Raw genomic sequence first — 13858 nt, 5'->3', positions numbered from 1 at the left:
AACAGAACACGCAGGCGGTTTGCTTTTCAGACGGCCTGAAATTTGTTTTGAGAACATTCAAAAATTTTCGGAAACCTATGACTGATTAATCCGTCATTCGTCATCAGCCGGATCTGCCTCAAAGCCGAAGCTTTTGCAAAATTCAAAAACTTCGTCTGAAACCTCTCCTTCGTCATTTAGCTGCGCTTCTCCCGCGCAGCTAATGATGGACATAGATTTTCAGGTTAAACCCGAGTTTTGCAAAGGTCTTAGGCTGTTTTCAGACGGCTTGAAATTTTCCTTTGAGAACATTTCAAAATCTTCGGAAGCTTATGACTGTTAATCCGGTATTTGCCATCAGTCATATCAGTTTCAAGGCCGTCTGAAAACACGGCGCAACCGTCAAACCGCCGCGCCGAAAAATCTGCCGATAACGGCGGTAATACCCAAAGCCAGTACACCCCACGCCACCACGCGAACCACGGCACGCAGCGGTTTTGCACCGCCGAGCCGTGCCGAAAGCCAGCCGAGAGCCGCCAAACCGAGCAGGGTGGAAGCAGCCAATGCCGCCATCAGGTTTTCAGACGGCATCAGCAGGGCAACCGCCAGCGGCAGAACCGCACCTGCGCTGAATGCGGCGGCGGAAGCCAAGGCTGCCTGCAAAGGTTTGGCTGCGCGGGCTTCGGTGATGCCGATTTCGTCGCGGGCGTGGGCGGACAGGGCATCGCGGCGGGTCAGGGCTTCGGCCACTTGGCGCGCCAGTTGCGGTTCGAGACCGCGCATTTCGTAAATGGTGGCCAGTTCGTCCAACTCGGCTTCGGGGTGGGCGGCCAGTTCGCGGCGTTCTTTCTGCAAATCGGCTTTTTCGGTGTCGGCCTGACTGGATACGGAAACGTATTCCCCGGCCGCCATCGATACCGCACCGCCGACCAGCGCGGCAATGCCGGTCAGCAGCAGGGTTGGAAAATCGGGTTTGGCGGCGGCCATCCCCGTCAGCAGCGCGGCGGTGGAAATCAGGCCGTCGTTCGCGCCCAAAACAGCGGCGCGCAGCCAGTTGCTCCGGGTGGAAAAATGGGGTTCGGCGTGGCGGGTGTACATGTTATTTTCTTTATCGGTTCGACAATCAAAGGCCGTCTGAAACACCTGTATCACCGTTTCAGACGGCCTTTGCAACAAGGCTTATTTTTCGTTTTGCCGGTACCATTCGACAAACGCATCAGGCTTCACGAAACCCAATAAGGCTTCGCTGCGCGTACCGTCGGCACGAATCACGAACACGCCCGGCGGGCCGAACAGGCCGTATTCTTTGAGCAGGGCTTGGTGTTCGGCAGTGTTGGCGGTGACGTCGATTTGGAAGAAGCGCTGCATATCGACGGCTTCGTGAACCTGCGGCTGGTTTAGCGTGTAAGCCGCCATCTCTTTGCACGACACGCACCAGTCGGCGTAGAAATCGAGCAATACCGGTTTGCCCGGATCGGCTTTCAAGGCGGCATCCATCGCGGCTTTGAGTTCGGCGACATCGGTGAACATGATGCCGTGGCCGCTATCTTGTCCCGCTTCCGACGGCGGTGTCAGGGTCAGGAAGTGGTGCAGGGCGGTGGTTTGGCGGTGGTAGCTTTGCCAGCCGAACCATGCGCCGCCGATCAGCAGCAAAAAGCCCAATATCATCGCTACGCTTTTCAGACGGCCTGTCTGTTTGCCGGCACGCGCCAACAACCATACCGCAGGCACCAGCAGCAGCAGGGTGTAAAGTGTCACGACCAAAGCGTAAGGCAGATACGGCGTAGCCAGATACACCGCCACCACCAGCAGGATAAAGCCGAACGCGGCTTTGATGCCGTTCATCCAACCGCCGGCGCGCGGCATGATGTGGCCGCCGAATGTGCCGACGATAATCAGCGGCACGCCCGTACCCAAGGCCAAAACATACAGAGCCAGCCCGCCCAAGACCGCATCGCCGGTCTGCCCGATATAGCCCAGCGCAAACGCCAGCGGCGGCGCAACGCAGGGGCCGACGATCAGCGCGGAGAGCATCCCCATCACAAACACCGAAGCCATGCGGCCGCCGGAGAGCTTGTTGCTTTGGTTCTGGAAATACGACTGCACCGAGCTGGGCAACTGGATATTGAACAGGCCGAACATCGACAAGGCCAACACCACCATCACCGCAGCGGCAGTCAGCACCACCCACGGCTGTTGCAGCCACACGGTCAGCAGCGCACCGGTCAGGCCGGCAAATACGCCGACCAAGGTGTAAGTCAAGGCCAAGCCCTGCACATAAACCATCGACAAAGCAAACGCACGGCCTTTGGTGGCGTTTTTATCGCCGACGACAATGCTGGAAACAATCGGCAGCAGCGGATACATACAGGCGGTAAAGCTCAAGCCCAAGCCCGCGAGAAAAAACGCCAACAGATTGGCGTTTAAAGTATCCCAAGACAATTTGAAGCGGCTGCTGTCGCTCTTGGCAGGTGCGGATTTGAGGCCGTCTGAAGATTTCGTATCGGGCCGGGTAAAGCGTTCTTTTGCCGACAGCGGTTCATCTGCGTTTTCGGGTTCGTACAAACCGTTGCCCTTGATGTCGAAAACGGTATCCACCGGCGGATAACACACGCCGACTTCCGCGCAGCCCTGATAGCTCAAGGTCAGTTTATACGCCGCCGTCGGCTTTTCATACGGCCAGTTGACCTGTGCGGCATGGTGGTACACGGTTTGCTTGCCGAAAAATTCGTCTTCCTTTTCTTCGCCCGGACTGAATTGCGGCTCGTTTTTCAACACGCCTACCGGATCGGTATCGCCGATGATTTTCGACTGATAGAGATAATAACCGTCGGCAATCTGAAACTGCACGTTGATGCCTTGTTCGGTAACGTTGACCTGCGGGCGGAACGCCTGCTCGGGCGGCAGCAGTTTGGACGCATCGACAGGCGAGGCAAAGGCCGTGTTGGACAGGGCAAAAAAAGCGGTAATGAAGTAAAGGAATTTTTTCATTTCGAAAACCTGCGGTATGGCGGACTTGTGTTCGTAAAGTATGATTTGAAATCGATGTTTGCGCATTATAAGCGAATAAAGGCCGTCTGAAAAACAAGAAAGCCACACCGCTTGAGGTAAAACAATGTAGGCAAAATCAAACGCGCGGTTTGCGGAGCGGAAGATTTCAGACGGCATGAGGGCTTGGCCGGATAAAACGTCTTGCCCGCTGCTTCCTTGCAGGACGCATTCATGCCCGTTCGGAAAAGACAATGCCGTCTGAAACTTATTTTTTCAGACGGCTTTTGCATTCATCGGGAAAAACCGTTCTACGGATAAGCAATCAGCGCGTAAGCCGAATGGTTGTGAATCGATTCGAAGTTTTCGCTTTCGACCGTGAAACTTTCCACGCGGGCATCGGCAATCAGCAGGGTGGCGACATCGCGCACCATGTCTTCCACGAATTTCGGATTTTCGTAGGCCTGTTCGGTTACGAATTTTTCGTCGGGGCGTTTGAGCAGGCCGTAGAGCTGGCAGCTGGCTTGCGATTCCACGCAGTCGATGACTTCTTCGATGCCGACTTCGGCATTGGCGGTCAGCGATACGGTAACGTGCGAGCGTTGGTTGTGTGCGCCGTATTGGGAAATTTCTTTGGAACACGGGCAGAGCGAAGTCACGGGAACCATCACTTTCAGGCTGTGGGTATAGCTGCCGTTTTTGATTTCGCCGGTCAGGGTAACGTCATAATCCAGCAATGACTGAATGCCGGAGACAGGCGCGGTTTTTTTGCGGAAAAAAGGAAAGCTCACGCTGATTTTGCCCGAATGCGAATCCAGCAGTTCAACCATTTCCCGCGTCAGTTGCTGCAAACGGTCGAAGCTCAGGGCTTCGGTCTGCTTTTCCATCAGCGCGACAAAGCGCGACATGTGCGTGCCTTTCTGTTCGGCCGGCAGGTAAACCGTCATCGTCAGGCGGGCAACGGTGGCCTGCACGCCTTCGGCGGTGGCGAGGGTAATCGGGAAGCGTAAATCTTTGATGCCGACCTGGTTAATCGGCAGGTTGCGTAAATCGCGGCTGGATTGCACGTCTGCAATGGCGTTCATGCGTGTTTTTCCTTAATGAGTGCGGATGCTTGATGTGTGGGCTTCGGCGTCCGGTTCAAGGCCGTCTGAAAAAACGGCTTTTATATTTTCGGCCGGAAGCGGGTTTTCCAAATGCGAGATTATATCACTTGTAGGTAGGGCAGGTATTGATTGTTTCTATTTTTCGGATAGTGATAGAATGAACGCCGTTCATATCCAAACAGGGTTTGCGTCATGAAATTTGCCACCAAAGCGATTCATTCCAGCTACGATTGCGACGGACACAACCGCGCGCTGATGCCGCCGATTTACCAAAACAGTATGTTCGCCACCCATGAAATCGGCGAGCAGACACCTTACCGCTATTCGCGCCTGAGCAATCCGACGCGCAAGATTTTGGAAGACACGGTGGCCGATTTGGAGTACGCCGAAGCCGGTTTTGCGTTTTCCAGCGGCATGGCCGGAATCGACGCGGTATGGCGTACTTTTCTCAAGCCGGGCGACACCATCATCGCCGTGGCCGATATTTACGGCGGCGCGTATGATTTGTTGAATGATGTTTATGCACCGTGGGGCGTGAACGTGGTGTTTGCCGATTTGAGCAATCCCGATAATCTCGACGCGCTTTTGGCCGAACATGACAATGTGAAAATGCTGTGGCTGGAAACGCCGTCGAATCCGTTGCTGCGTCTGGTGGATATTCCGGCATTGGCCGCAAAAGCCAAAGCAGCCGGTGCGCTGGTCGGTATCGATAACACTTTTGCCACGCCGTATCTGCAGCAGCCGCTGGATATGGGCTGCGACATCGTGTTCCATTCGGCAACCAAATACCTGTGCGGCCATTCCGATGTGTTGATGGGCGTGGTGGCGGTGAAAAGCAGAGAACTGGCCAAACCGCTGCATACCATGATGGTCAACAGCGGCGCGGTGGCTTCGCCGTTTGACTGCTGGCTGGTACTGCGCGGCATCAAAACGCTGGCCTTGCGCATGAAGGCGCATTGCGAAAACGCTTTGGAAATCGCCAAACGCATGGAAAATCATCCGGCGGTGGAAAAAGTGTTTTACCCGGGTTTACCGTCGCACGAGCATTACGGACTGGCCAAAACGCAAATGCCCAAAGGCATAGGCGGTGTGGTAACGGTTTATCTGAAAAACGACAGCAAAGAAGCGGCCAACAGCGTGATTCGAAACATGAAGCTGGTGAAAATGGCTTCCAGCCTGGGCGGGGTGGAAAGCCTCGTCAACCATTGCTATTCGCAGTCGCACAGCGGCGTGCCGCACGATGTCAAAATGCAGATGGGCATCAAAGTCGGCCTGCTGCGTTTCTCCGTCGGTATCGAAGACGTTGACGACATCTGGCAGGATATTTCTCAAGCCTTGGATACCACTTTGTAAGACAACAGGCCGTCTGAAAATTTTTCAGACGGCCTCGATACTGTTCCCTAAAACCTTTCAGACGGCCTTACCGTATCATTCAGGCCGTCTGAAAATAATGAACCAAAATAAGAAATCGATTTCGTTGGCTGCGCTTTGCCACCCTGTATCTTTCTTATTTTACTGCACCGTTTTTTTTGAGAAGGAAACCTTATGGCCGCCGCGCCCGAAGCCAAATTTACCGAAGAAAAAGTCTTGTGGGTCAAACACCATACGCCCAAACTGATGACCTTTGCGATTACGCGTCCCGAGGCTTACCGCTTCTCCGCCGGCCAATTCTCACGCCTGGGTTTCCGCGACGGCGAAGGCTTTATCTGGCGCGCCTATTCCGTCGTTTCGGCAGAGTATGCCGACACTTTGGAATATTTTGCCGTTTTGATTGAAAACGGCCCGATGTCGGCCAAACTGGCCCGAATGCAGGCCGGCGATGAAATCCTGCTGGATAAAACCGCCACAGGCTTTCTGTTGCCTGAGCGTTTCCCCGACGGCAAAGATTTGGTGATGCTGTCCACCGGTTCCGGCATTGCGCCGTTTCTCTCCATCGTCGAGCAGCCCGAAATCTGGCAACGCTTCGAGCGTGTGGTGCTGGTGCATTCCGTATCGTATGCGGACGAACTGATTTTCAACGAACGTCTGGCCGCACTGAAAGAACATCCGCTGATTGAAGAGCATTTTCACAAGTTTGTTTTCGTCCCCTTTACCACGCGCGAAACCGCTGAAAATGCTTTATCCAACCGACGTATTCCGGCCTTGCTGCTTGACGGCGGTTTGGAAAAACACGTCGGTTTCACGTTCAACAAAACCGACACGCGCTTTATGGTGTGCGGCAATCCGGCGATGGTAAAAGACACCTTCCAAGCCCTGATGGATTTGGGTTTCGCCATGCACCGCAACCGCGAACCCGGCCAAATTATGATGGAAAACGGGTTTTGATTCGGTCTTGAAAGATTTTCAGACGGCCTCAAACCCGAACAAGGCCGTCTGAAAAAATACGCTAAACGAAAAGAACACACCATGTCCGTCAACCACTACGAAAACTTCCCCGTCGGTTCCATCGTTATGCCGCGCCGCCTGCGCAAGCCGACCCATGCCGTGTATGCCTTTGCGCGTACCGCCGATGACATTGCCGACGAAGGCGGAGCCGACGATGAAACCCGTTTGCAGGGTTTAACCGAATTGGAACGCGAACTCGACCGAATCCAAAACGGCGAAACGCCGCAAACCGCGCTGATGCGGCGGCTGAACGATGAAGCGGTACGCCCGTTCCAAATGCCGCTGGAGCCGTTTTACGATTTGCTTTCCGCGTTCAAGCAGGACGTAGTAAAAAAGCGTTACCAAAATTTCGGCGAACTGGTCGATTACTGCCGCCGTTCCGCCAATCCCGTCGGCCGCATTATGCTGCACCTTTACGGCGAACACGATCCGGTAAGCATCGCCCGCAGCGACGGCATCTGCACCGCGCTGCAACTGATTAATTTCTGGCAGGACGTAGCCGTCGATTGGCAGAAAGGGCGCGTGTATATTCCGCAAGACGACTTAGCGCGCTTCAAAGTCAGCGAAGAGCAGATTGCCGAAGGCAAGGCCGATTTCGCGTTCCGACGGCTGATGGCGCACGAATGCGAACGCGCGTTTGCCATGCTCAAAGGCGGTTCGCCGCTGGGGAAAACGCTCAAAGGCCGCATCGGTTTCGAGCTGCGCATGATCATCGTCGGCGGCCAGCTTATTCTGCAAAAGCTCGACGGCATCCAATACGATGTTTTCAACAATCGGCCGGTGTTGGATAAAAAAGACTGGCTGATTATCGTCAAGCGCGCGTTTCAGAAGAAATAAAGGCAAAGGCCGTCTGAAATTTTCAGACGGCCTTGCTGTATAAAGGATAACTGCCGATCGGATATCGGCTTCAATCGGACAGTCGGAAAAGCAGGGCGGAGACGGTTTGAACAGTCTCAGGCCGTCTGAAAATGCGGCACACGGTATTTTTCAGACGGCCTGTGCAGCATTTGAAACATCCGCACCGCGATAATCGGTTTGACAGATAGCTGGAAGCAGGGATTTGCGGTAAGATACGCAAAATCCGAAAATCAAATTCAGACGGCCTTTGAAAAGCTGCAAAGGCCGTCTGAAACCGTTTAAACCTGTCACAGAAAATATCATGAAAACTTCTGAATTACGCCAAAAATTCCTGCAATATTTCGAACAACACCAACACCAAGTCGTGCGCTCGTCTTCGCTCGTGCCGCACGACGACCCGACGCTGCTGTTTACCAACGCGGGCATGAACCAGTTTAAAGACGTATTTTTGGGCTTCGACAAACGCCCTTACAACCGCGCCACCACCGCGCAAAAATGCGTGCGCGCAGGCGGCAAACACAACGACTTGGAAAACGTCGGCTACACCGCTCGCCACCACACCTTCTTTGAAATGATGGGCAATTTCTCGTTCGGCGACTATTTCAAACGCGAAGCGATTCACTTTGCCTGGGGCTTTCTGACCGGCAAAGAATGGCTCAACCTGCCGAAAGAAAAACTGCTCGCCACCGTGTATGCGGAAGACGACGAAGCCTATAATATCTGGCTCAACGAAATCGGCCTGCCTGCCGAACGCATTGTGCGCATCGGCGACAACAAAGGCGCGCGTTACGCTTCCGACAACTTCTGGCAGATGGGCGATACCGGCCCCTGCGGCCCCTGCACCGAAATTTTCTACGACCACGGCGAAGACATCTGGGGCGGCATTCCCGGCAGCCCCGAAGAAGACGGCGACCGCTGGATTGAAATCTGGAACAACGTGTTCATGCAGTTCAACCGCGACGAGCAAGGCAACATGCACCCGCTGCCGAAGCCGAGCGTCGATACCGGCATGGGCTTGGAGCGCATGGCCGCGGTCATGCAGGGCGTGCACAGCAACTACGAAATCGACCTGTTCCAAGACCTGCTCAAAGCCGTGGCACGTGAAACCGGCGTACCGTTCAGCATGGATGAGCCGAGCCTGAAAGTGATTGCCGACCACATCCGTTCCTGCTCGTTCCTGATTGCCGACGGCGTATTGCCGGGCAACGAAGGCCGCGGCTATGTCTTGCGCCGCATCATCCGCCGCGCCGTGCGCCACGGTTATAAGTTGGGTCAGAAACAAGCGTTTTTCTACAAGCTGGTACCCGATTTGGTCAAAGCGATGGGCGATGCCTATCCTGAATTGAAAGAAAAACAGACCCAAATCATGGAAGCCCTGCGCGGCGAGGAAACCCGCTTCGGCGAGACGCTGGAAAAAGGCATGGGCTTGTTCAATAATGTATTGAACGGTATGCGTTTCTTAAAATTGGAAAGCCTGCTGCCTGCGGAAGGTCACGGCGAGCCGCTGAAACTGCGTACTTCAGACGGCCTCGAGTTCACCGCGGCTGCACGCAGCCTCGGCGGAGAAAAACAGATTGTCATTCAAACCCAAACCGAAGGCCGTCTGAACGAAAGCCGTACATTCGGTTTGAAGGAAGTGGTCGAACAAGACGGTGTTTCCGCTGAGGGCAAGCCGTTTGCCGCGGCTTTGGAAGCCTATCTGAAAGACAATATCTCCAACAGTAAAATGGTCATTGCCGGCGAGCATATCTTCAAACTCTACGATACCTACGGCTTCCCATACGACTTAACCGCCGATATGGCGCGTGAACTAGGCATTGAGTTAGACGAAGAGGGCTTCGAGCGCGAAATGGAAGCCCAACGCGCCCGCGCCCGCGCCGCGCAAAGTTTCAAAGCCGACACCCAGCTTGCCTACGACGGTCAGGATACCGAATTCAAAGGCTATACCGAACGCCAAACCGAAGCCACCGTATTGGCTCTGTATAAAGACGGCGAAGCGGTCAATGAATTGGCCGAAGGCGAGAGCGGCGCAGTCGTGATTGATTTCACGCCGTTTTATGCCGAATCTGGCGGCCAAGTCGGCGACGTCGGCTTTATCTTTTCAGACGGCAACCGCTTTGAAGTGCGCGACACGCAGAAAATCAAAGCCGCCGTATTCGGCCAATTCGGCGTGATGGCATCAGGCCGTCTGAAAATCGGCGACACCGTTACCGCTCAAGTCGATAACGATGTGCGCGATGCCAATATGCGCAACCACAGCGCGACCCATTTGATGCACAAAGCCCTGCGCGATGTGTTGGGCGGACACGTCGAGCAGAAAGGTTCGCTGGTTACCGCCGATTCGACCCGCTTCGACATTTCCCATCCGCAAGCCATCAGCGCGGAAGAAATCGCCGAAGTCGAACGCCGCGTGAACCAGGCCATCTTGGCCAACGTAGCCGTTGCCGCCGACATCATGAGCATGGAAGACGCGCAGAAAACCGGCGCGATGATGCTGTTCGGCGAAAAATACGGCGACGAAGTGCGCGTGTTGAAAATGGGCGGTTTCTCGACCGAACTGTGCGGCGGCACGCACGTTGCCCGCACCGGCGACATCGGTTTGTTCAAAATCATCAGCGAGGGCGGCATCGCCGCAGGCGTGCGCCGCGTAGAAGCCATCACCGGCCTGAACGCGCTGAAATGGGCGCAAAACCAAGAGCGTTTGGTAAAAGACATCATCGGCGAAGTGAAAGCGCAAACCGAGCGCGACGTGTTGGCTAAAATCCAAGCCAACGCCGCCCAAACCAAAGCCTTGGAAAAAGACTTAGCCAAAGCCAAAGCCGAACTGGCCGTCCACGCAGGCGCAAAACTGCTCGACAACGCCAAAGACTTGGGCGCAGCCAAACTCGTCGTCGCCCAAATCGAAGCCGATGCCGCCGCCTTGCGCGAAATCGTGACCGATCTGAGCGGAAAATCCGACCAAGCCGTGATTCTGCTGGCCGCGGTCAACGAGGGCAAAGTTTCCTTGTGCGCCGGCGTATCCAAACCGTTAACCGCCAAAGTGAAAGCCGGCGATTTGGTTAAATTCGTGGCCGAACAAGTCGGCGGCAAAGGCGGTGGCCGTCCTGACTTGGCACAAGCCGGCGGCACGGAAGCCGACAAGCTGCCTCAAGCCCTGGCAAGTGTCGAAGCTTGGACAAACGAAAAATTGGCGTGATGAATGATAAAGGCCGTCTGAAAAGGGTTTCAGACGGCCTTTCATCAAAAAGACGCCGGGTGATTATGCCTTAAATATATGGACAAATCAGGCTAACAAGATTATCTTATTCCCTGCACAGCCGCGTGCCGGCAATATCAATATTTTCTCAAAGAGGGTTTTAGAGTATGGCTTATCGTGTTGAATATGATTTATTGGGCGAACGTGAGATTCCGGGTGATGCTTATTGGGGCATCCATACTTTGCGTGCGCTGGAGAATTTTCAGATTTCTTCGCAAAAAGTGGCGGATATGCCGCATTTTGTACGCAGTTTGGTGCTGGTAAAAAAAGCGGCGGCTCAGGCCAACGGCGAATTGGGGGCATTGCCGCCTGAAGTTGCCTCGGCGATTGACAAGGCTTGCGATGAGATTCTGGTAAACGGCCGCTGTATGGATCAGTTTCCGACCGATGTGTTTCAGGGCGGGGCGGGTACTTCGGTCAACATGAATGCCTGCGAAGTGATTGCGAATCTGGCTTTGGAGCAATTGGGGCAAGAGAAGGGTAATTATGAAGTCGTGAACCCGATTGACGATGTGAATGCCAGTCAATCGACCAACGACGTTTACCCGACTGCGTTCCGCTTGGCAGTGTATTACAGCGTGGGCGATTTCTTGAAAAACCTGACTGTCTTGAAAGATTCGTTTGCGCAAAAAGCGGATGAATTCAAAGACGTATTGAAGTTGGCACGCACGCAGTTGCAGGATGCGGTGCCGATGACTTTGGGGCAGGAGTTCAAATCGTTCCAAGTATTGCTGGACGAAGAAATCGTTAATTTGGAGCGCACGCGCCAGTTGCTGCTGGAAGTGAATTTGGGCGCAACCGCCATCGGTACCGGGGTGAACACGCCGGAAGGTTATGCGGATTTGGCGGTGAAAAAATTGGCCGAAGTTAGCGGTTTGGATGTGAAGCTGACGGAAAACCTGATTGAAGCGACTTCCGATTGCGGCGCGTATGTGATGGTGCACAGCGCGGTAAAACGCACGGCGGTCAAGGTCTCGAAAATCTGTAACGATTTGCGCCTGTTGTCGTCCGGCCCGCGTGCCGGTTTCGGCGAAATCAATCTGCCGGAAATGCAGGCCGGTTCTTCGATTACACCGGCAAAAGTGAATCCGGTGATTCCGGAAATGGTCAGCCAAGTGTGCTTCAAAGTATTGGGCAACGACACCACGATTACTTTCGCTTCCGAAGCGGGTCAATTGCAGTTGAACGTGATGGAGCCAGTCATCGCGCAATGTATGCTGGAGTCGGTTTCCCTGCTGAACAATGCCTGCGCGGGCTTGGCGGAAAAATGTATCCAAGGCATTACAGCCAACCGCGAAGTGTGCGAAAGCTATGTGTTCAATTCCATCGGTTTGATTACGTTCCTGAATCCGTATATCGGCCATGAAAACGGCGACTACATCGGCAAAATCTGCCTGGCGACGGGCAAGAGCGTGCGCGATGTGATTTTGGATCTGGGCTTGATGGAAGAGAAGGATTTAGACCGCATTCTGTCGCGTGAAAACATGCTGAATGCGCAGTTGAACAAATAATCTGCCATAAAAGCAAAGGCCGTCTGAAAATTCAGACGGCCTTTGTTTGCACAAAAGATTATTGGCGGTAATTTTTCAGGAAACGCTCCAATTTCGCCATCGCTTCCTCGATTTGATGGACATACGGCAGGGTAACGATGCGGAAATGGTCGGGCTTGATCCAGTTGAAGCCCGAACCTTGTACAAACAGAACTTTTTCCTGTACCAGCAAATCGTAAACGAATTTCATGTCGTCGTGGATGTTGTACATTTCCGTGTCGATTTTCGGGAACATATACATCGCGCCCATCGGTTTCACGCAGGTCAGGCCGGGGATTTGGTTGACCAGTTCGTATGCTTTGTTACGCTGTTCCAGCAGGCGGCCGCCGGGCAGGATAAATTCGTTGATGCTCTGGTAGCCGCCCAAGGCCGTTTGAATCGCGTGCTGCATCGGCGTGGTGGCGCACAGACGCATGGAAGCCAGCATTTCCAAACCTTCGATATAGCCTTTGGCGTGCTGTTTCGGGCCGTTCAAAACCATCCAGCCCTGGCGGAAACCGGCTACACGGTAGGCTTTTGACAGACCGTTGAAGGTAACGGTCAGCAAATCCGGGGCGAGGGCGGCGATGTGGTGGTGAACCGCGCCGTCATACAGGATTTTATCGTAAATCTCATCGGCAAAAATAATCAGGCCGTGTTTGCGCGCAAGTTCGGCGATTTCGAGCAGAATTTCTTTGCTGTACACCGCGCCGGTCGGGTTATTCGGATTGATGACCACAATCGCTTTGGTTTTCGGTGTGATTTTGGCTTCCATATCAGCCAAGTCCGGAAACCAGTCTTTCTCTTCGTCACACAAATAATGCCGCACATTCCCGCCTGCCAGCGTTGCCGCCGCCGTCCACAACGGATAATCCGGTGCCGGAATCAGGATTTCATCGCCGTCGTTGAGCAATGCCTGCATCGACATGGTAATCAGCTCGGAAACACCGTTGCCGATGAATACGTCATTGACCGTAACGTCGAGTAAACCCTTGGTCTGATAATAATGCACAATGGCCTTGCGTGCGGAATACAGGCCTTTGGAATCGCAATAACCCTGCGAAGTCGGCAGATTGCGGATAACGTCAACCAAAATTTCATCGGGCGCTTCAAAGCCGAAAGGCGCAGGATTACCGATGTTCAGCTTCAGGATTTTGTGGCCTTCTTCTTCCAAACGCAGGGCTTCTTTGTGCACCGGGCCGCGGATATCGTAGCAGACGTGATCCAGTTTTGATGATTTGGGAAAACGATCCATGGTGTGTGTTCCGTAAAATTGTTTACAATGTAGCAAATGTACCCTTTTTGTCATCAGAATAAAAGGGGATAAAGGACAATATTTGCGATTTTATCAGATTTGTCGGAAAAATCGGGGGGACATCGGCCAAAAGGCCGTCTGAAAAATATAAGGGACAATAAAATAAACTGAAAAGCAAAAAGACCGCTTGAAGCGGTCTTTTTCAATCTGGTGCCCAGGGTCGGACTCGAACCGACACACCTTGCGGCGGGGGATTTTGAGTCCCCTGCGTCTACCAATTTCGCCACCTGGGCGGTGAAGAAGCCGATATTATATCGTTTGAAAAAATTTTGTAAAGCAGTTTCAATGAGTGAACTGAAAAACGTTTGATATATTGATGAAAAATTTTTGATTTCCGGCCTGTCGTTTTCAGACGGCATGAATGGTTTTTTACATTTTATTAAAATTTCCTAATGTCAAAGCGATTACAATAGCCAAACTTTCCACCCCCTTGATAAAGGAA

General features: G+C 53.5%; 9 protein-coding genes and 1 tRNA gene. 5 read left to right on the top strand and 5 right to left on the bottom strand.

Annotated features, from left to right (window positions below; all coding sequences use genetic code 11):
* Nucleotides 1-381: 381 nt before the first annotated feature.
* The 3 genes from ACM67E_RS06495 to folE2 all read right to left on the bottom strand — a co-directional run bounded on the left by ACM67E_RS06495 (nucleotide 382) and on the right by folE2 (nucleotide 4052).
* The gene (locus ACM67E_RS06495) at nucleotides 382-1077 is read right to left on the bottom strand and encodes a VIT family protein (RefSeq protein ID WP_416190656.1); all 696 of its coding nucleotides are present in this window, start codon (nucleotides 1075-1077) and stop codon (nucleotides 382-384) included.
* An 81-nt stretch (nucleotides 1078-1158) separates the two neighbouring features.
* Entirely contained in the window at nucleotides 1159-2970 is a 1812-nt protein-coding gene (gene dsbD / locus ACM67E_RS06490; RefSeq protein WP_416190655.1) for a protein-disulfide reductase DsbD, read from the bottom strand.
* A 308-nt stretch (nucleotides 2971-3278) separates the two neighbouring features.
* Nucleotides 3279-4052 (bottom strand): GTP cyclohydrolase FolE2, encoded by a 774-nt coding sequence (gene folE2 / locus ACM67E_RS06485; RefSeq protein ID WP_416190654.1) that lies wholly within the window; start codon nucleotides 4050-4052, stop codon nucleotides 3279-3281.
* Nucleotides 4053-4265: 213 nt separating this feature from the next.
* Here folE2 and ACM67E_RS06480 point away from each other — a divergent pair, with 213 nt between their 5' ends.
* From ACM67E_RS06480 to aspA, 5 genes are all read left to right on the top strand, one after another.
* A complete protein-coding gene (locus ACM67E_RS06480) occupies nucleotides 4266-5426 on the top strand; it encodes a trans-sulfuration enzyme family protein (RefSeq protein WP_416190653.1) in 1161 nt (386 codons plus the stop codon).
* A gap of 192 nt (nucleotides 5427-5618) precedes the next feature.
* Nucleotides 5619-6398: a ferredoxin--NADP reductase gene (locus ACM67E_RS06475; protein WP_416190652.1), complete on the top strand. Its 780-nt coding sequence runs from the start codon at nucleotides 5619-5621 to the stop codon at nucleotides 6396-6398.
* An 81-nt stretch (nucleotides 6399-6479) separates the two neighbouring features.
* Nucleotides 6480-7295, top strand: a complete 816-nt coding sequence (gene hpnC / locus ACM67E_RS06470; RefSeq protein ID WP_416190651.1) for a squalene synthase HpnC — start codon at nucleotides 6480-6482, stop codon at nucleotides 7293-7295.
* Nucleotides 7296-7617: 322 nt separating this feature from the next.
* The gene (alaS, locus tag ACM67E_RS06465; protein ID WP_416190650.1) at nucleotides 7618-10512 is read left to right on the top strand and encodes an alanine--tRNA ligase; all 2895 of its coding nucleotides are present in this window, start codon (nucleotides 7618-7620) and stop codon (nucleotides 10510-10512) included.
* A 167-nt stretch (nucleotides 10513-10679) separates the two neighbouring features.
* Nucleotides 10680-12083, top strand: a complete 1404-nt coding sequence (gene aspA / locus ACM67E_RS06460) for an aspartate ammonia-lyase (RefSeq protein WP_416190649.1) — start codon at nucleotides 10680-10682, stop codon at nucleotides 12081-12083.
* Nucleotides 12084-12141: 58 nt separating this feature from the next.
* On the opposite strand, the gene ACM67E_RS06455 is transcribed toward aspA, so the two are convergent.
* Together ACM67E_RS06455 and ACM67E_RS06450 are read right to left on the bottom strand one after the other, a co-directional pair.
* The gene (locus ACM67E_RS06455; RefSeq protein ID WP_416190648.1) at nucleotides 12142-13356 is read right to left on the bottom strand and encodes a pyridoxal phosphate-dependent aminotransferase; all 1215 of its coding nucleotides are present in this window, start codon (nucleotides 13354-13356) and stop codon (nucleotides 12142-12144) included.
* Nucleotides 13357-13564: 208 nt separating this feature from the next.
* Nucleotides 13565-13649: transfer RNA gene (locus ACM67E_RS06450), tRNA-Leu, on the bottom strand.
* Between the last annotated feature and the right edge of the window lie 209 nt (nucleotides 13650-13858).

It is taken from the genome of Neisseria sp. CCUG12390 (assembly GCF_047837985.1).
Classification (GTDB): Bacteria; Pseudomonadota; Gammaproteobacteria; order Burkholderiales; family Neisseriaceae; genus Neisseria.
This window is presented reverse-complemented; position numbering and strand designations above follow the sequence as displayed.